Origin of the sequence: Prevotella pectinovora (assembly GCF_000834015.1) — a bacterium.
GTDB classification, from domain to species: Bacteria; Bacteroidota; Bacteroidia; order Bacteroidales; family Bacteroidaceae; genus Prevotella; species Prevotella pectinovora.
In genome coordinates this window covers 1-18,987 of record NZ_JXQI01000021.1, presented here as the reverse complement: position 1 = coordinate 18,987, position 18,987 = coordinate 1, and the positions used below count along the sequence as shown (strand labels likewise).

Sequence of the window (18,987 nt, the reverse complement as noted above, 5' to 3'; positions counted from 1 at the left end):
TTGTCGCCCTCCCGCAAAAAGGAAAGCATCATCGCATTATTCCTTTATGTCGCTTCTGATAAGCTGCAGGAGCTTCTCCACTGCCTCTTCTTCGGGTATATTCTTCTCCACACACTCCTTGCGGCGATACAGGGAAATCTTGCCCCTGCCGGCTCCCACATAACCGTAGTCGGCATCTGCCATCTCGCCGGGACCGTTCACGATGCATCCCATGATGCCGATCTTCAGTCCCTTCATGTCTTTTGTAGCCTCCTTGATGCGGGCGATGGTGGCACGAAGGTCGTAGAGAGTCCTTCCGCAACCGGGACAAGAGATATACTCCGTCTTGGTGGTGCGCAGGCGGGCTGCCTGGAGAATTCCGAATGCCGTGGCGTCGATGTCGGCATCAGAGAGAGTACCGTTGTTCATGAGCCACACACCGTCGGTGAGTCCGTCGAACATCAGAGCGCCCATGTCGGCTGCAGCCTCAAGCTGGAAGTCGCCTTTCTCCTCCTGACTGTGGGAATACATCTGGCAGAACACCACTGGATTTGCTACGCCCTCAGTCATAAGTTCATGCACGAGAGCACGCTGCTCGCCAAGGCGGTTCACATTGTTGCTCACGCTGATGACGACAATCTCCGGATGCGCCTTCAGGCATGGGATATATTCGGCGCTCGGCGCTCCGTATGGCAACACAAGGAACTTGAGCGGCGCTTCCACTCCGCTCAGGAACGGGATGGCATTGTATGGGAATATCGGGAACACGTTGTGGCGCTGCTCCTCTGAAATCTGTGCGTAGACATTGAAGTCAACGATATACTTCTGACCTTCCACCTTGTTCTCCGGGAGTTTCGCTCCCATATATAGATAGTCGGGGGTGAGGTCGGGGTTGGCATTTGCAGCCGGAGCCTCATCGCCATGGATTCTGCTGCTTATCACCACAGGCAGGTTGTCGCCGCCGATATTCTCCACGGGAACCGTGGTGCGGCGCTCAGGAGATACCCAGTTGAACTTGTCGTATACCCGGCCTGGGATGAGAGTATGGCCGGCACGCTTCGTGATATAGTCCACGAGATGACGGGCTACAGGAATCTCAGCCTCCGGCTCCTCGCTGAGCGATACACGTATGGTGTCGCCGATACCGTCGGCGAGCAGCGCTCCGATACCCACGGCACTCTTTATCCTTCCATCCTCGCCTTCGCCAGCCTCTGTCACTCCCAGATGCAGCGGATAGTCCATCTGCTCACGGCGCATGGTGTCAACCAACAAGCGTACAGACTCCACCATTACCACCGTGTTGCTCGCCTTGATGGAGATCACTACATCCTTGAAGTCTTCACGCTTGCAGATGCGCAGAAACTCCATGCAGCTCTCCACGATGCCTGCCGGTGTGTCGCCATAGCGAGACATGATGCGGTCGGAGAGCGAACCGTGGTTCACTCCGATGCGCACGGCAGTGTGGTGCTCACGGCAGATATTGAGAAACGGCACGAACTGCTTCTCTATCTTCTTCAGTTCCTCGGCATATTCCTCGTCGGTATATTCCAGTTTCTTGAATGTGCGCGCCGGGTCAACATAGTTTCCGGGATTTACACGCACCTTCTCTGCATACAGCGCCGCTACATCGGCTACATGAGGATTGAAATGCACGTCGGCAACGAGCGGCGTAGTGATGCCCTCCTCACGGAGACGGGCGTTGATGTTCTTGAGATTCTCTGCCTCTCTCACTCCCTGAGTGGTGAGACGCACGTATTCTCCGCCAGCCTCAATGATACGTTTTGCCTGATCCACACATGCCTCGGTGTCGGCAGTGGGAGTGGTGGTCATAGACTGCACACGGATGGGATTGTCGCCACCAAGCGGTGTGTCGCCGACATTCACCTCATGGGCTTCACGGCGGGAGTAGTTGAAAAGACCGCTCCATCCGTCAGTGTCACATCCTACTCCTGCACATGCATGGGGATTATGGCTATGATTATTCTTTATATCCATTGGGATTATGAATTTTAACGATTCGGAGTTAGACCCGAAACGGGAAAATCAATTAGTCTTGAAGTTATATTTCACCTCGGCAAGATCCTTGTTTGCCTTCTCTATCTTGGCACCCAGACCATCCTTGTAGTTCTTCATCTTCTCTGCGAGAGAAGCGTCGGCAAGAGCCATTATCTCTACGGCAAGGATGGCGGCATTCATCGCACCATTCACTCCCACCGTGGCAACAGGTATGCCAGGAGGCATCTGTATGATGCTGAGCATGGCGTCCATACCGTCGAAGGCACTACCCTTGATAGGCACTCCGATAACCGGAAGTGTGGTTGATGCTGCGATGACTCCCGGCAGTGCGGCAGCCATTCCGGCACCGGCGATGATGACCTTCAGTCCGCGTCCTGCCGCTTCCTTGGCAAATTTCTCCACGGCATCCGGAGTGCGGTGTGCAGAGAGGGCATTGACCTCGAAAGGCACTTCCATATCATCCAGGAACTTCATCGCTTTTTCCATCACAGGCAGATCGCTGGTGCTGCCCATTATAATACTTACTAATGGTTTCATATCTTTATGTTTTTATCGTTGTCCTTATCAAATTTATTTTCCAGACATCCCCATGAGAACAGCGTCGGATGAGAAATGCTGCTGGTGCATCAAAGACTCTGCCTCAGAAAGAGACTGAGGCGTGTCATACGAATATCACCGTGAAGAATCCCACCAACACTCCCACTATGAAGCCGATGTAGAGCTGGCGGAGATTGTGCTGGCGGAGAATCATCCTCGCACTGCCCACCATGCCCGAGAGCAGGAACTGTCCGCAGAGCCACCACACGGGATTGAACATGAACTTGAATCCGAATGCCGCCAAGGCTCCTGCCATTGCCCCCATCGCCGCCATGTGTACGGAAATCTTCCACCACATGTTCACTATGGCACATACTATCTGCACCACAAGCGCCGCCACCACAATGCTGCCCATCAGATGCGGCACATGATAGAAAATCATGACGTAATAGCACAAGAAATAGCAGAGTATCGACACGAGATAGGGTATCACACGCTGCTCCCTGGCACCAAGTTCGAAGAGTGTCCATCCGTGGTAGCGATGGTATAGCTTGATGAGCGATACCGGCAACAGTATCGTGAAGATGTAGGCTATGAAAAGCACGAAGAGCTTGTATCCCAAGGGCATGCGGTTGAGATAGCTGAACGTGAACAGAACAGCCAACCCTATGACGGGCAGATAGAACGGCGAGGAAAAGAGGCTCACCCCTTTTGCCAGCCTTATGATGTTTCTTACATTCATTTCTTTCTGAGTCTTGCTACCGGTATTCCCAATTGTTCCCTGTATTTCGCTATCGTTCGCCGTGCTACCGGACAGCCTTTTTGGGCGAGTACCTTCGTGAGGGCGTCGTCTGAATAGGGTTTCGACTTGTCTTCCCCGTCGATTACCTCCCTCAATGCCAATTTTATCTTGCGTGTGGACAGCTCCTCGCCGTCCTCTGTCTTTATTCCGTCGCTGAAGAAATGGCGGAGCTTGAACGTACCCCAGCGTGTCTGAGCATACTTCATGTTGCTCACTCTCGATATCGTGGATATGTCGAGACCCGTGCGGTCTGCCACATCCTTGAGTATCATGGGTTTCATGTCGCTCTCGTCGCCGTCCTGGAAGTATTTGCGCTGTATGTCGATTATCGCCTTCATGGTGACATACATGGTGTGCTGCCTCTGCTTCACGGCGTCGATGAATCCCTGTGCGCGTTCCACTTTCTCCTTGGCATAGAGCAGCGCCTCCTTGTCGCGTCGCGACATCGACGCCTTGTTTGCCTTGTAGCCCTTGAGCAGTTCGGTGAACGAGGGCGAGACATACAGGTTTGGCACATGGCCGCTGTTGATGGAGAATGTCACGGTGCCGTCGTCGGCGGTATCCACTATGAAGTCTGGCGTTATCTGCTGCATGTTTCTGCCTTCGGTCTCGCCGAGCGATGCCCCCGGCTTGGGATTCAAGCGGAGGAGTTCTGAATACACCGTGTCGGCGGTAGTGGGGGGAATGTTCAGCTGCTTCACAATCTTGTCCCAATGCTTGTTCATGAACTCATCGAAATACTTGTCAATGACCTTTAGCATCAGTCGTGTGATTTCAGTGTCGGGCCGCCTTCTGATCTGCAGCAGCAGGCATTCGCGCAGGTCGGAAGCTCCTATGCCGGCAGGATCGAAAGTCTGCAGCAGGGTGATGACGTTCTTAACATCCTCCTCCGTGCAGTATATGTTATGATAGATGGCAAGCTCGTCTGAAATGCTGTCGGCAGACTTCCTCAGCAGTCCGTCACCATCGAGCGACCCTATCACATATTCCATTATCTCCCTCTGACGGTCGTCGAGGTCTACGTCAACCATCTGCTCCTTCAGTTTGTCGTAGAAAGAAGCCTGCTCGCCATATACCATCTCCTCATAGTCGGCAGAGTCGGCATTGCCGTAGTATGACGGATAGTCGGCATCTGGCATACGGTCGTCCATACCGATGTTCGACAGTGCGTCGTCGAGTGCCGAAGCCCTCTCCTCCCTTTCTGTCGCCGCATCGAAAGCCGCGGATGCCTCGTCTACGGTGTCGTCGCTGTCGCCGGCGGATGCTGACGCTTCATTACCGGCAGACGGGGTTTCATTGGTGGCAAACGCCGAAGTGTCGGCAGACTCCATTTCAGAATCTCCGGCAAATGCCGCATCATCCGGCGAAGAGCTTTCCATGGCGGGATTATCGTCAATCTCTGCCTGTATGCTCTGCTCCAGTTCGGTAAGCGGCATCTCCAGCATCTTCACCGCAAGCATCTGCTGCTGCGTGAGTCGCTGCACCTGAACAGTCTTCTGCTCCTGACTTTGAATTAGCTTCTGTGACATAACGGTGCAAAATTAAGTATTTTATTCGTTATTATCATCAGTCTATCTTTAAAATTGCGTTATAGAGTGTTTTAATTATCCGAAATGGAATAACCCGGTTTACTTTTATGCACAAATAAGCGGCAAATGGTCATAATATCCAGACATTCTACCAGACATGTGAAAAAAGGCGAAGGGATGCGCCATTCACATGGAACATCCCCTCTTCGTTTTTAATCATCTATGAAAAATGTATTTATTATTGCAGTGTGTATGTGTTATTCATGCACATAAAGGTCCCAGCCGAGATAGCTGTCGAGAGCCTCCTCGATGACACCTGCCACATCAGCACGCACGAGTGCCACATGGTGTTCGAAACCGTTCTTGCAGATATACTTCATCAGCTTCTGCAGTTCAGGCACCTCGGTGACAACGATGCAGCCATCCATGCCGTATGGATCGTCGGTCATCTTTCCCTCTCCCACGTATGCCTTTATCATTCCCTTTGTATCGTCGGTAGAGATACGGAAGAAGGTGAAGTCGCCGGCGCTCACCTTGGCGTAAACGGCACCGAAAGTGTTAATCTTGCCGAGCGTGCGGCCGAGCACGCCAAGCGGGCCAAGGCGCAGGTTGTCGTTGCCGATGAACGATTTAGGGAAGTTTCCGCAATGGGTGCATACACACTTGTTGCGGTTTTCTGCAAAGTTGTTGTTCCAGTCGGCGATTGCCGACGGTTCTTTGGATGCCAGCGTCAATGCGAGCATAGACACGGCACCGGCAATGTCGGTCTCACAGGCTGCCGGTATGCCAGCCTCGCTGAGCATACTCATGGTGACGCAGGCAGCACAACCGAAGTTCTGCTCCAGCGAGTCCCAACACTGTATCGCCACGGCATCCACCTGGTTTGCCTCTACCCAACGGTTTACGGCAACGCCGAACTTGCACTGCAGACGCAGTTTCTCCCTGTATGATTCAGGCACCTCGGCATATCCTGCCACCTTCTCCATCTGGCGGAGCAGGTCGGTGTCGCTGTCTTCTATCGCCTCTGCGGCATATAGAATCTCGCTCAAGTCTGCCGGCACCACAGTGATGCCCGATGCCTGCAGCAGTTTCTCACTCGCACGACAGGTGTTGAAGCCCAGCGGACGAGTTCCTATCTGACCGATGCGGGCATGCTTCAGTCCGTTCACCACGCGGCATACGGCAGCGAAGCGGTTGATATCTTTTGCCAACAGGTCGGAATATATTGAGTATGTATGCAGAGTGGTGTCTGTGAATGGGATGCCATACTGGTAGAGGTTGTTGCATACTGAAATTTTTCCGCAGAATGCGTCTCTACGGCTGTCGAGGTCCACCTTGTCGTTCTCGTCGTCGCAAGCCTGCACAAGAACCGGCACATGCAGGTCGGCAACACTGATTGCGTTTATGATGCCGATCTCGAAACCGAAGTTAGGCAACGACACGATGATGCCGTCGATGCGGTCACGGTTCTGGCGGAACAGCTCCGCACATTTCAGTCCGTCCTCTCTTGTCTCTATGCTGCTGCTTCCCGTAGGAGTGGCATCTTCAGGGAGTATCACATAGTCGTAGCCCTCGGCGTCCAAAGTCTTCAGCAACTGCTTGCGCACGTCTCTGGCAAGCTCAGAGTTGAAATATGCACGTGTGCCGATGATGACACCGAAACACTGTTTTTTGTTCTTCTTCATAATGTTCTTGTCTTTTGTTTCTTATTTTTTACATGTAGAAGGTTTATTTCATTCGGGAGAATTGATGAGCTGTCTCACAGCCTTGTGCCATCCCTCTATGTTCTTCTCCATCCAAGCTTCGTTGTCCTGCGAACATACGGTCCATCGGCTGCGGCGCAACCGTGCCACCTCATCGAAACTCTTCCATACGCCGCGAGAGAGTCCGTTCATGACAACGGCTCCCAATGCCGATGCCTCTTCAACGTCGGAACAGTTTACCGGCACTCTCAGACAGTCTGCCTGAAACTGCATCAGGAACCTGTTCTTGGTCGGTCCTCCGTCCACACGAATCTCCTTCAGGTCTATGCCAGCCTTCACCGTCATCGCCTTCACGAGGTCGTTCACCTGATATGCTATTGACTCCAGGGCAGCACGCAGGAAATGCGCTCTCGTAGTGGCGAGCGTCATACCCATCACAGCAGCCCTCACCTTGTCGTTCCACCATGGTGCGCCGAGTCCGGCAAACGCCGGCACGAAATACACGCCGCCATTGTCTGCCACCGACAGCGCCTCAGGCTCCACGTCGGCTGGCGAGTCAATCATCTTGAGCTGTTCCTGCAGCCATTTCAGTGTGGCTCCCGTACTGTGTATGTTTCCCTCAAAGGCATAGAACACCTTTCCGAGGGCGGCAAATCCGATAGAGGTGACGAGTCCGTCGGGGGCTGGCGCCGCCTTCTCGCCGATGTTCACCATCACCGACGACCCAGTGCCGTAGGTTGCCTTTCCGAGTCCTGCCTCGAAACACATCTGTCCTGCCAGCGCTCCATGGGAGTCGCCGAGCACTCCGGCAATGGCAACAGGCTGCAGGAAGAATCCTTCCACCACAGTATCGCCGAACACGCCGTCGCATGGCAACAGTTCCGGCATCATGCTGCGAGGGATACCGAAGAGTCTTAGCAGGTCGTCGTCCCACTGCAGCGTATGTATATTCATCAGCATCGTGCGTGATGCGTTGGTATAGTCGGTGACATGGCGTTTCCCGCCGGTGAGTTTCCATATCAGCCAGGAGTCCATCGTTCCCATGAGCAGTTCGCCACGGTCTGCCTTTTCTCTCGCACCTTCCACATTGTCGAGAATCCATTTCACTCCGCTCGCCGAGAAATAGGGGTCGATGAGCAGTCCGCTCTTCTCCATCACCATCGGTCCGTAGCCCTGCGCCTTCAGTTCGTTGCAGATGTCCACGCCACGCATGCACTGCCAGACCACGGCATTGCATACTGGATGTCCGGTGGTCTTGTCCCACACCACCACGGTCTCCCTCTGGTTGGTGATTGCCATGGAGTAGCTTGCCTCCATGTCGGCATCCTTCATCAGCTGCTTCACGGCAGCTATCACATTGGCGTAAATCTCTTCGGCGTCGTGTTCCACCCATCCAGCCTTGGGATAATACTGGTGGTGCTCCACGTTGACACGCTGAAGCATCTCGCATCTGTCATTGAAGAGCATCGCCTTTGTTGCCGATGTGCTCTGGTCTATGGCTATGATATAATCACCCATTTGTCTTGTCATTTCTTGAGAAAGTCGTTGGCTGCCTTCACTATGCCGTCGGCATCGAGTCCGTAGTGGGCGAAAATCTCCTTGTTGGTACCGTGAACCACATTCTCGTCTGGTATGCCGAGGATGCGCACGGGCACCGGATTCTCCGAAAGCGTCTCTGTGACGATGGCTCCGAGGCCGCCGAACTGGCTGTGCTCCTCCACTGTTATGATGCGTCCTGTCTCCTCTGCCGCCTTGCGGATGGCTTCGGCATCAAAAGGTTTCAGCGACGACATGTCGAGCACACGGGCACTGATGCCCTGCTCCTTCAGCATCTTTCCTGCCTGAAGGGCGTGGTATACGGTCTCGCCGCATCCTATGATGGTGAGGTCTTTACCGTCGAGCAGCATGTTTGCCTTGCCGAGCTGGAAGTCGAAGTCGTCGTTCTCATATACGTCGGGCACTGCCGCACGTCCCACTCTCACGTATACAGGATGTGGGAAATCCACGAGCAGCTTCACCAGCTTGCGTGTCTGGCGCGCGTCGCATGGCAACACGATGTTCATTCCCGGGAATGTGCGCAATGCCGCGATGTCGTGCAGACTGTGGTGTGTGGCTCCGAGTGCTCCGTATGCCACTCCTCCGCTCACGCCAAGTATCTTCACCGGATTCTCACTGTATGCAAGGTCTACTTTCACCTGTTCCAGACTGCGTGCCACATAGAAGCATGCCGGACCGCAGGCAAATACCTTCTTTCCGCTGTGTGCCAGACCGGCTGCTATTCCCACGGCGTCTTGCTCAGCGATACCACATTCAACGAACTGCTCCGGCAGCTGGTCGGCGAAGTCGTTGAGCGTCACCGAACCGCGTGCGTCTGTCGTTACAGCAATAATATCCTTGTCCTGCTTTGCCAATTCAAGCAAAGTGTCAGTAAAACTCTTTCTACAAGCTATCATAGTTCTATATCAATGTGTGTATTAAAGGTTCTTTATTCTTTCGTCTATCTCGCTGAGTGCCTGGCGATACTGTTCCTCGCTCGGCATACCGTGATGCCATTTTGCCACATTCTCCATATACGACACTCCCTTTCCCTTAGTGGTGTTTGATATCAGGAGATGTGGCTTGTGGTTGGTATAGTCGATGGCGGCAAAAGTCTTCATGATGTCTTCCATGTCGTCACCGTCCATGCGTTTCACGTCCCATCCGAAGGCTGTCCAGCGTGCCGCGATGTCTTCTATAGCCATCACGTCTTCGGTGTTGCCGCTTATCTGCAGATGGTTGCGGTCGATGATAGCCACCAGGTTGTCGAGCTTATACTGATGTCCTGCCATGGCAGCCTCATAGATAGAGCCTTCGCCCTGCTCGCCGTCGCCCATCATCACAAAGGTCTTGTAGTCTCTCTTGTCCATCTTGGCAGCCAGTGCCATACCCACTCCGATAGAGAGTCCGTGACCCAGCGCTCCTGTGTTCACTTCGATGCCCGGCACTTCAATGGTGGGGTGTCCGCTGAGTATGGAACCGAACTTTCCGAGCGTGTCGGTGATTTCCTTCTTCAGGAATCCCTTTGCCTCAAGGGTGACATAGAGTGCTTCCACGCAATGTCCTTTACTGAGAACGAAACGGTCGCGGTCGGGATTCTTCACGTCGGCTGGACTGACGTTCATGATATCGAAATAGAGTGCTGTCATAACATTGAGACATGACAGGTCGCCGCCGATGTGTCCGGCCTTGGCATTGTAGACCACTTCGATAAGCCTTCTGCGGTTTATCTCGGCTTGTTTTATGAGTTCTTTTGTTTCCATCTTCTTCTTTTTGTTCTTTTTATATACAAGACGCGGATGGGACTCTTTTGTAATGCCTTAGTGACGGTGAAAAAATAACTTGGTATGATTTGAGCCTCATATTTTTTGAGATATTTTGTTTGATACTGCCGGCTGATATCGGTTGGGAATGATGCGGAGGCAACGGTATCTGCCTCATTATGATACAGTAATTGGCAACCTGTACTCTCTCATGACGGAAGAGTACCGGTTGCCAATGACGATATGATTATCAATAGTTTATCCTGAGCGTAGCAGCTGTCTACTCGTCAGCGATTCCGAAGTCGAGCTGTTTCTTCTCCAGGTTTGCCTTTGCCACCTGCACACGTATCGGGTCGCCAAGCTGATACCTGTTGTGGTGGCGACGGCCTATGAGACAGTAGTTGCGCTCGTCGAAATCGTAGTAGTCGTCCTTCAGGTCTCTCAGCGACACCATTCCCTCGCAGTGGTTCTCGTCGATTTCGCAATAGATGCCATAGGAGGTGAGTCCGCTGATGTGGGCATCGTAGGTGTTGCCTATCTTGTCTGACATAAACTCCACCATCTTGTATTTTATACTGTCGCGCTCGGCGTTCTGTGCTATCTGCTCCATGTCGCTGGAGTGTTCACACAGTTCCTCGTAGTGCTCCTTGTTGGCACTGCGTCCTCCTGCCTGATAGCGTGTGAGCAGGCGATGCACCATAGTGTCGGGATAGCGGCGGATAGGACTGGTGAAGTGGGTGTAATACTCGAAGGCGAGTCCGTAGTGGCCGATGTTGTGGATGCTGTATTTTGCCTTCATCATGGCTCTCAGCGCCACGGTTTCTATCACCTTCTGCTCCTTCTTGCCGGCGCATTCGTCGAGCAGAGTGTTGAGACTCTTTGTGATGGCACCCTTCGTGCCGTCGGTCTTCACCTTATAGCCGAACTTCACCACAAACTGTCTCAAAGTCTCCAGCTTCGTTGGGTCGGGCTGGTCGTGGATACGGTATGGCAATGTCTTCGGCTTCTTTCCCTTCGCCACCTTTCCTACGCTCTCTGCCACGGTGCGGTTGGCGAGGAGCATGAACTCCTCCACGAGTTTGTTGGCGTCTTTGGCTATCTTGAAGTAGCAGCGTGTCGGCTTGCCCTTTTCGTCGATGTCGAAGCGCAGCTCCTCACGGTCGAACTTCACCGAACCGTGTTTGAACCTTGCGGCACGCAGCTTCTTGGCTATGCGGTCGAGCATTATGAGCTCCGTGGCATACTCTCCCTGATATGTCTTTCCCTTGGCTGGTGGCGGTGCTGGCTGTCCTGTTCCGTCCACCACTCCATTGTCTTCAAGGATTTTCTGCACTTCCTCGTAGCAGAAGCGGCGGTTGCTCTTTATCACGCAGTGATGGAGCCGCCAGCGCAACACCTCTCCCTCTTCGTTCATGTCGAATATCACGCTGTATGTGAGCTTCTCCTCGTCGGGGCGCAGCGAACAGATGAAGTTGCAGAGTCGCTCCGGCAGCATAGGTATGGTGCGGTCTACGAGGTATATACTTGTGGCTCGCTTCACTGCCTCCTTGTCGATTATAGACCCCTCGGTGACGTAATGCGACACGTCAGCGATATGTACTCCTACTTCCCATAAGCCTTTCGACAGTTCGCGGATAGAGAGGGCGTCGTCGAAGTCCTTGGCGTCGTGTGGGTCGATGGTGAAGGTGGTGACGTCGCGGAAGTCTTCTCTCTCCTTGTAGTCCTGCTCGGTTATCGTAGGGTCTATCTTGTTGGCAGCGTCTTCCACTGCCTTCGGATATTTGTATGGCAGACCGTATTGAGCGAGTATGGAGTTCATCTCCACATCGTTGTCGCCGGTCTCGCCGAGCACGTCAACCACTTCGCCTATCATGCTCTTGTTCTCCTTGGATGGCCACTGGGTGATCTTCACCACTGCCTTGTCGTTGGTCTTTCCGCCCTTCAGCTTGCGCTTGGGGATTATGACGTCGTTTACGAAGATATTGCCGTCTGACACGAGGAAGGCGAAGTCTCTCTCCACTCTGAGCTTGCCCACGAAGGTATCTTTGGCTCTCTGCAGTATCTTTGTCACCATTGCTTCGCGGATGTGGTTCTTGCGGCGCGCCATGATGGTGAACTGCACCTTGTCGCCGGTGAGGGCGAACATGGAGTTGCGCTCTGCCACGAATATCGGGGCTGCACCGTCGTCGGGAACGATGGTGTTCTTGCCGTTCGCCTTGCGCTGGAAGGTGCCTTCCTGCACCTGTCCGTTCTGGTTGAGCTGATAGGCGCTTTCGCCTTTCCTGACGAGGAAGTCGTCCCATGCCATTTCCTCCATCACGTCAACGGCGAGCATCTTTGCGGGATGCGTGTCGAGACGGAGCGCACGGAATATTTCCTTGAAACTATATTGCTTTTCGGGATTCTCCAAGAAGAAGTCCTGGAGCTTATCTATAATCTGCTTCTTGTTAAGTCGTTTTCTTCCTTTTCCACCTTTTGCCATAATAGTAAAGTTTTATATTACAAATATCATCAAAAAAAACAATCCGACACGCTTTCATCCATCCTCCCTGACAATCATCAAGCGGCAAATATTGTTTTCATCACTGCTTCCTGCATTTCGGGGAGTGACGCGTATCATTGGGGTATGCATTGTTCTTTTTGCGAAGTTACAAAAAATATTCTTTCGATGTCTATAAAACCGGATAATTGTAAAGCCTTTGTTACGTTTTTTTAGTAATCGGTAACGGGGAGGGGAAACTTTTCTGGTATAGATTCTTGATATAGATACAACTTGTCGTGTAACCCAAATCAGTCATTAGTCCGTTCAATGTAATGTTTTACAACTACTTGCAGTCTTTTGTCTTTTCAAGGCGTCTTTTGCTTGCTTTTAATTCGCAATAGCTCGCTATTACTAATCAAGAACCAAACAAAATCCACTCTTCTAAAAAACAAAATTCAAGCAAGCCCTAATGACCGATTTGGGGACAATGAGTAATGGTGAGCTATTGCGAATTGAATACAGGTAAAAGAGGCTCATAAAAGACAAGAGATTACTCTTGCCAAAAGCATACAAAAACGGCGACCGAATCACTTCGCTCGCCGCTCCCCGTTGTCCCAGGCGGACTCGAACCACCACTGACAGAACCAAAAACTGTAGTGCTACCATTACACCATAGGACAATCAAATCATCTTTTTGTTTTGAGAAACCACCGTTTCCCAAGTCTAATGCGTTGCAAAGGTAATGTTTTTTTATACCATTACCAAATTTTGCTATCTATATTTTTTTGCCTATTCCAAAAATTATCACCGAGGAATTTTATCCCCATGCCAAGCGCCTTGTTGAAAGAACGTTGTAATCCTTATTTGAGGATGAGGAGATAATAATTCTTCTTGCCGCGCTGCACGAGCAGATACTTACCGTCGATAAGGTCGTCTTCTGTCACAGGACGGTCGAAAGCCGCAAGTTTCTCCTTGTTGAGAGATACTCCTCCACCCTGCACGAGCTTACGCATCTCGCCCTTGCTGGCGAATACTGGAGCTGCCTGTGTGAAAATCTCTACTGCCGGCTGTCCGAGCACGTCGCGGTTTACCTCAAACTGTGGCACACCCTCGAAGATGTCGAGGAATGTCTGCTCGTCGAGCTTCAGCAGCGACTCCTTTGTAGACTTTCCGAAGAGGATGTTTGACGCCTCGATGGCAGCGTCGAGAGCCTCTTTGGAGTGTACCATCACCGTGGTCTCCTCAGCAAGGCGCTTCTGGAGGATGCGTCTGCCCGGATCCTGCTTGTGCTCCTCTACGAGAGCGTCGATGGTCTCCTTATCGAGACTTGTGAATATCTTGATGTAGCGCTCCGCATCGTCGTCGCTGACATTGAGCCAGAACTGATAGAACTTGTATGGAGAAGTGCGCTTAGGGTCGAGCCAGATATTTCCGCTCTCTGTCTTTCCGAACTTCTTGCCGTCGGCCTTGGTGATGAGCGGACAGGTGAGGGCATAAGTCTCCACATCGTTGCCGAGAGTGCGGCGGATAAGCTCCGTACCGGTGGTCATGTTGCCCCACTGGTCGTTGCCGCCGAGCTGCATCTTGCAGTTGTAGTGCTGGTAGAGATACAGGAAGTCGTATCCCTGAAGCAGCTGGTATGTGAACTCTGTGAACGAGAGACCGTCGCGGGCCGTACCGTTGAGACGCTGCTGCACGCTCTCCTTTGCCATCATATAGTTCACGGTGATATGCTTGCCCACCTCACGGGCAAAGTCGAGGAAGGTGAAGTTCTTCATCCAGTCGTAGTTGTTCACCAGCTCTGCCTTGTTAGGCTCGGTGCCCTCAAAGTCGAGGAACTTGCTCACCTGCTTCTTGATTGCCTCCTGGTTATGGTAGAGAGTCTTGTCGTCGAGCAGGTTGCGCTCCTGGCTCTTGCCAGATGGGTCACCGATCATTCCTGTGGCACCGCCGACGAGGATGATAGGCTTGTGTCCGCAACGCTGAAGGTGGCGGAGCATCATGATTCCACAAAGGTGTCCGATGTGCAGTGAGTCAGCCGTAGGGTCGGTACCGAGATATGCGGTTACCATCTCCTTCTGCAGCAACTCCTCGGCGCCTGGCATCATCTGAGCCAGCATACCGCGCCATTTAAGTTCTTCAACAAAGTTCTTTTTCATATCGTTAATGTTTTATTTCTTTAAGTACCAGACTTTCCCATCCCCCCCCTACGGCACGGGGTCGTAACCGCTGCCTCCCCAGGGATGACATCTCAGAATGCGCCGGATGGCGAGATACAGTCCTTTTATCGGTCCGTGTTTCACTATTGCCTCACGGGCATATTCGGAGCATGTGGGTGTGAAGCGGCATGATGGCGGCGTAAACGGGGATATGCACCGCTGATAGAACAGTATCGGCAGGCACAGCAGCCATACGAGGGCTTTGGAGATAAACTTCACTATCTTGCCCATAGAGCCTTACGGTTGTTCCTGATCCGTGAGATTGTGGGTCTCCGCTTTCCTGCTGTTGTCGTAGATGCGATGCGCCTTCTCCCCTATCCTGCTGAGCAACGCTACCATAGATGCCTCCACTTCGCCAGACGGCTGCGGCTCATCCGAGAGCCACACGAAGGCGATGGAGAGTCCTGTGCCCGGCATACCGGCGATGATGTCGGCGAGAGCATGCTTGTTCTTGCGGTAAGCCTCGCGCACCTGCCTCTTGGCGCGATTGCGCTTCACGGCTCTCTTGAAATGCTTCTTCGAAACACTGACAAGCACTCTCACTGCAGCTTCGCCCTGCTGTTCCTCTTCTGTGGTGAGGGTATATACCGCCCTAAGCGGAAAGACAACCATAGAGCTTCTTTTCGCTTTCTGGAACAGCTGCTCCACGGCATTCCTGCCGTGCAGGCGCTCACTCTTGCTTAGGGTGTTCCTGGTCGGGAGAGTCATCAAGGGGTGTTATATTAGTCTTCCTGGTCGATGAGGAATCGGCGCAGAGCGCTCGTCATCGAAGGATATTTCTCTGATGGTGCTTCCACCTGCACGTCGAGTCCGGCGTCGTGGGCTGCCTTGGCAGTTGCAGGACCGAAGGTGGCTGCCTTCATAGGTGCCGCTCCGCATCCATCCGGGAATGCCTTCTTGTATGCTGCCACACCTGACGGGCTGAAGAATACACACATGTCGTAGTCGAAGTTCTTCACTTCCTCTTCGGTGAGGTCGTTGCACACCGTGCGGTACATCACGCATTCGGTATGCTGGAGTCCCTTTGTGTCGAGGAGCTTCTTCACGGAGTTGTCGTGAACGTCGCTCAGCGGCACGAGGTATTTCTCCTGCTTGTGCTTCATCATCAGCGGCACGAGGTCGTCGATCTTGCCGGTGCTGCCGAAGAACACCTTACGCTTGCGGTACTGCACGTATTTCTGGATATATAATGAAATGGTCTCAGTGACACAGAAATATTTCATCGTGTCAGGGATTTCAAAACGCATCTCCTGAGCAATCTTGAAGAAGTTGTCTATCGCATGGCGAGACGTGAATACCACGGCAGTGAAGCTCGTGATGCTTATCTTCTGCTGGCGGAATTCTTTCGAAGAGAGTCCTTCCACCTTTATGAATGGTCTAAATACCAGCTCTACTCCAAAATCTTCTGCAATCCTATAATAAGGTGACTTGTCGCTAGTAGGTTTGGGTTGAGAAACTAAAATCTTCTTAATCATCGATGCCTTAAAAATTTACATTCAAATAACTTATCAAAACCGACAACGTGCCGCAGAGCGCAAGAAGCGGTATTATTTCAAGGGCGCAAAAGTACAAAATTATTTGCAGATAAACGCCTTTCTGTCTGAAAAAGATTAAAAAGCACTTGTATAATGACAGTAATCGCGACAACACCACAACGGCTCCCACATAGAGGATGGTGTGTTTCATCGACAGTCCGAAATATGCCTGCGACACTACCACGGGGAACATCACCACTCCCTCGACGGAGGTGGTGAAAAGGAACGACTTCATCCATGACGCATTCTGCCGGGCGGTGAAGAACACCCAGTTGACCATAGTATACAGTATGGACTTGAGCATGAAATACCCGGCGAAGACGCCGAAGAACATCGCTATCAACTGATACTGCGACGAGACGAGGAAGGTGTCGGAATTGCGCTCCTGGGCATAGAAGAAGGCAACGAGCGACAGCAGCAGACTGGTCTGCGCAGCGAGGAAGAACTGGAAACGGAATTCGTTTGTCGTCTCCGTCATCACCGTAGTGCCGCTGCGCTCTGTTCTGAAGAACTGCTTGGTCTGCCTCATTATGAACCATCTCGACTTTGAGAATGCCACGAAGGCGAGGATGAAGCAGCAGAGCAACAGTGCCGTAATCATGTTGTCGCCGCGTATGGTATAGGGCACGGGGTCGCCGGCAATGCCGTAGCGGCCGCCGTTGAGCTCCGGATGCCACAGTGAATCGGTGGAGAAGAAGTTCTGCTTGTAGTATTGCGGCAGTTCCACGTTCTCCAGCTTGCCGATGGCATTGGCACGGTTGAGCAGACTGGTGGAGTCGAGCGGCACCGCCTCCTGAACACGTGGCTGTGCGCCATACACCGTCTGCAAAGCTGAGTCCTGCTGTGCCGGAGTGGCATCGCGGGGCAGCTCATGCAACACCTGATATGGCTGGCGCATCTCCTCATGATGCTGCTCAATGAGCTGCACACCATGTTGCTGACTATGTTTCGTTTCTGTTGAGTCTGTCTGTAGCATTGTCTATTACTCTCTTTTTTTCTCCCTGCCGAATTGACAAGGAAACGAGTTGACAAGGTGTTTTCCTGTGACTTGACAGTCTCTCCCTTCAAAGGGAGGTCAGGAGAGGATCTTGCCAACTCGTCTGCTGTTCGGCAAGCTTTCCACTTGCCACGTTTTTTCAATCTAAGACTCCCGAACGGTCATCTTGCCGTTTTGTGGTTAAACCCTAACGGTCATTCTGCCACCTTTGGGATTAAAGACCGAATTCTTTCTTTATCTTGTCCACGAGGTCGAGCTTCTCCCATGTGAAGAGCTCCACGTCGATAGTCTTCGTTTCATGATAGCGGCTGGTGAAGGTCTTCTTCACTGTCTCCGGCTTGCGTCCCATGTGTCCGTAGGCTGCCGTCTCAAGATACATAGGCTGACGGAGCTTCAGCTGCTGCTCTATAGCCTTCGGCCGCAGGTCGAACATCTCGCTGATTTTCTTTGCTATCTCTCCGTCGCTCATCTCCACATGGCCTCTGCCGTAGGTGTTCACGTATACGCTTACCGGCTCTGCCACACCGATGGCGTAGCTCACCTGCACGAGCATCTCGTCGGCAACTCCCGCTGCCACCATGTTCTTGGCGATATGACGTGTGGCATAGGCAGCCGAACGGTCCACCTTGCTGGAGTCTTTTCCTGAGAAGGCGCCTCCGCCGTGTGCTCCCTTTCCGCCGTATGTGTCAACGATTATCTTGCGGCCGGTCAGTCCGGTGTCGCCGTGAGGTCCACCGATCACGAACTTTCCTGTCGGGTTTACGAAATACTTGATGTCGCCGTTGAAGAGCCTGAGCACTTTCTCTCCAATCTGCTCCTTCACTCTCGGTATGAGGATGTTTATCACGTCCTCGCGGATTTTCTGGAGCATAGCCTCGTCGTTGTCGGTACCGTCGGCATTCTTGATGAAGTCGTCGTGCTGTGTAGACACCACGATGGTATCAATGCGCTGAGGTATGTTGTCATCGGAATATTCCACTGTCACCTGGCTCTTTGAGTCGGGTCTGAGATAGGTCATCACCTTTCCCTCTCTGCGGATGTCGGCAAGTGTTCGCATGATGAGCTGTGCCAGGTCGAGCGATACAGGCATGTAGTTGTCGGTCTCGTTTGTGGCGTAGCCGAACATCATTCCCTGGTCGCCGGCACCCTGGTCGAAGTCCTCCTCACGGCTCACTCCGCGGTTGATGTCGTCGCTCTGCTCGTGTATGGCAGTGAGCACACCGCATGAGTCACCGTCGAACTGGTATTCCGACTTGGTGTATCCAATTTTCTTTATCGTCTTGCGGGCGATTGTTTGCAGGTCAACGTATTCTTCGGAGCGAACCTCTCCCATGATTACCACCTGACCTGTAGTACAGAATGTCTCTATCGCGCAATGCGCTTTGGTGTCGTATGCGAGGAACTGATCGAGCAATGCGTCTGAAATCTGGTCAGACACTTTGTCTGGGTGTCCCTCAGAAACTGATTCGGATGTAAATAGATATGACATAATGATTTAAATTAAAAAAATAGTTGAATATATTGCCTATATGCAATGAATTTGCAAAGGTAATGCAAAAAACTGATTAAACGAGAGAAATGGGAATTTATTCACATTTCCGAGTGCAAAGTTTTTATTTAAATTGAGAGTAATGCAAAATAAATTTATTTATTTTAATTACCGAGATGCAGCTTACCTTATTAAAAGGTAATGCAAAAAACTGATTAAAGCCAAACAAAATACACTTTTCTAATTTCTAAAAAAAACAAAATCCAAGCAAGCCCTAATGACCTCTAAGTTTGCAGAAGATTGCGACGAAGTCGCATAAACTCCAAAATAATCAAGGTAAAACTATGATTGCTAAAGACAGTTTCGTACCTTTGTTGTAAAAAGGTAGAATCGGTCTGTC

General features: G+C 52.0%; 15 protein-coding genes and 1 tRNA gene. All 16 read right to left on the bottom strand.

Annotation, left to right across the window (positions count from 1 at the left end):
- Window positions 1-36: 36 nt before the first annotated feature.
- The 16 genes from ST42_RS02125 to metK all read right to left on the bottom strand — a co-directional run bounded on the left by ST42_RS02125 (window position 37) and on the right by metK (window position 18,587).
- Window positions 37-1,974 carry a 4-hydroxy-3-methylbut-2-en-1-yl diphosphate synthase gene (locus ST42_RS02125; protein ID WP_082028551.1) on the bottom strand — a complete coding sequence of 646 codons (1,938 nt, stop codon included), beginning with the start codon at window positions 1,972-1,974 and terminating at the stop codon, window positions 37-39.
- A 48-nt stretch (window positions 1,975-2,022) separates the two neighbouring features.
- Window positions 2,023-2,532: a 5-(carboxyamino)imidazole ribonucleotide mutase gene (gene purE / locus ST42_RS02120; RefSeq protein WP_042520303.1), complete on the bottom strand. Its 510-nt coding sequence runs from the start codon at window positions 2,530-2,532 to the stop codon at window positions 2,023-2,025.
- Between the two features lie 124 nt (window positions 2,533-2,656).
- Complete coding sequence (locus ST42_RS02115) at window positions 2,657-3,274, bottom strand: hypothetical protein (RefSeq protein WP_042520304.1); 618 nt, start codon at window positions 3,272-3,274, stop codon at window positions 2,657-2,659.
- Window positions 3,271-4,863: an RNA polymerase factor sigma-54 gene (gene rpoN, locus ST42_RS02110; protein WP_044072090.1), complete on the bottom strand. Its 1,593-nt coding sequence runs from the start codon at window positions 4,861-4,863 to the stop codon at window positions 3,271-3,273. The genes ST42_RS02115 and rpoN overlap by 4 nt, the downstream gene beginning before the upstream one ends.
- Window positions 4,864-5,120: 257 nt before the next feature.
- Complete coding sequence (locus ST42_RS02105; RefSeq protein ID WP_022316326.1) at window positions 5,121-6,548, bottom strand: L-fucose/L-arabinose isomerase family protein; 1,428 nt, start codon at window positions 6,546-6,548, stop codon at window positions 5,121-5,123.
- Between the two features lie 48 nt (window positions 6,549-6,596).
- Window positions 6,597-8,084 (bottom strand): glycerol kinase GlpK, encoded by a 1,488-nt coding sequence (gene glpK, locus ST42_RS02100; RefSeq protein WP_044072165.1) that lies wholly within the window; start codon window positions 8,082-8,084, stop codon window positions 6,597-6,599.
- A gap of 8 nt (window positions 8,085-8,092) precedes the next feature.
- Window positions 8,093-9,019, bottom strand: a complete 927-nt coding sequence (locus tag ST42_RS02095) for a transketolase family protein (RefSeq protein WP_042520306.1) — start codon at window positions 9,017-9,019, stop codon at window positions 8,093-8,095.
- A 21-nt stretch (window positions 9,020-9,040) separates the two neighbouring features.
- The gene (locus ST42_RS02090; protein ID WP_262503192.1) at window positions 9,041-9,919 is read right to left on the bottom strand and encodes a transketolase; all 879 of its coding nucleotides are present in this window, start codon (window positions 9,917-9,919) and stop codon (window positions 9,041-9,043) included.
- A 226-nt stretch (window positions 9,920-10,145) separates the two neighbouring features.
- Window positions 10,146-12,347: a ribonuclease R gene (rnr, locus tag ST42_RS02085; RefSeq protein ID WP_044072088.1), complete on the bottom strand. Its 2,202-nt coding sequence runs from the start codon at window positions 12,345-12,347 to the stop codon at window positions 10,146-10,148.
- Between the two features lie 609 nt (window positions 12,348-12,956).
- Window positions 12,957-13,027: transfer RNA gene (locus tag ST42_RS02080), tRNA-Gln, on the bottom strand.
- Between the two features lie 180 nt (window positions 13,028-13,207).
- Entirely contained in the window at window positions 13,208-14,506 is a 1,299-nt protein-coding gene (gene tyrS / locus ST42_RS02075) for a tyrosine--tRNA ligase (protein ID WP_044065228.1), read from the bottom strand.
- A 48-nt stretch (window positions 14,507-14,554) separates the two neighbouring features.
- Window positions 14,555-14,797, bottom strand: coding sequence for a membrane protein insertion efficiency factor YidD (gene yidD / locus ST42_RS02070; protein ID WP_022317025.1), 243 nt, complete (start codon window positions 14,795-14,797; stop codon window positions 14,555-14,557).
- 6 nt (window positions 14,798-14,803) lie between these two features.
- Window positions 14,804-15,274, bottom strand: coding sequence for a ribonuclease P protein component (gene rnpA, locus ST42_RS02065; protein WP_082026233.1), 471 nt, complete (start codon window positions 15,272-15,274; stop codon window positions 14,804-14,806).
- Window positions 15,275-15,288: 14 nt separating this feature from the next.
- A complete protein-coding gene (locus ST42_RS02060) occupies window positions 15,289-16,041 on the bottom strand; it encodes a uroporphyrinogen-III synthase (protein ID WP_022317027.1) in 753 nt (250 codons plus the stop codon).
- 7 nt (window positions 16,042-16,048) lie between these two features.
- Entirely contained in the window at window positions 16,049-17,077 is a 1,029-nt protein-coding gene (locus ST42_RS02055) for a DUF4271 domain-containing protein (RefSeq protein ID WP_022317028.1), read from the bottom strand.
- A 235-nt stretch (window positions 17,078-17,312) separates the two neighbouring features.
- Window positions 17,313-18,587, bottom strand: a complete 1,275-nt coding sequence (gene metK / locus ST42_RS02050; RefSeq protein WP_044072086.1) for a methionine adenosyltransferase — start codon at window positions 18,585-18,587, stop codon at window positions 17,313-17,315.
- Between the last annotated feature and the right edge of the window lie 400 nt (window positions 18,588-18,987).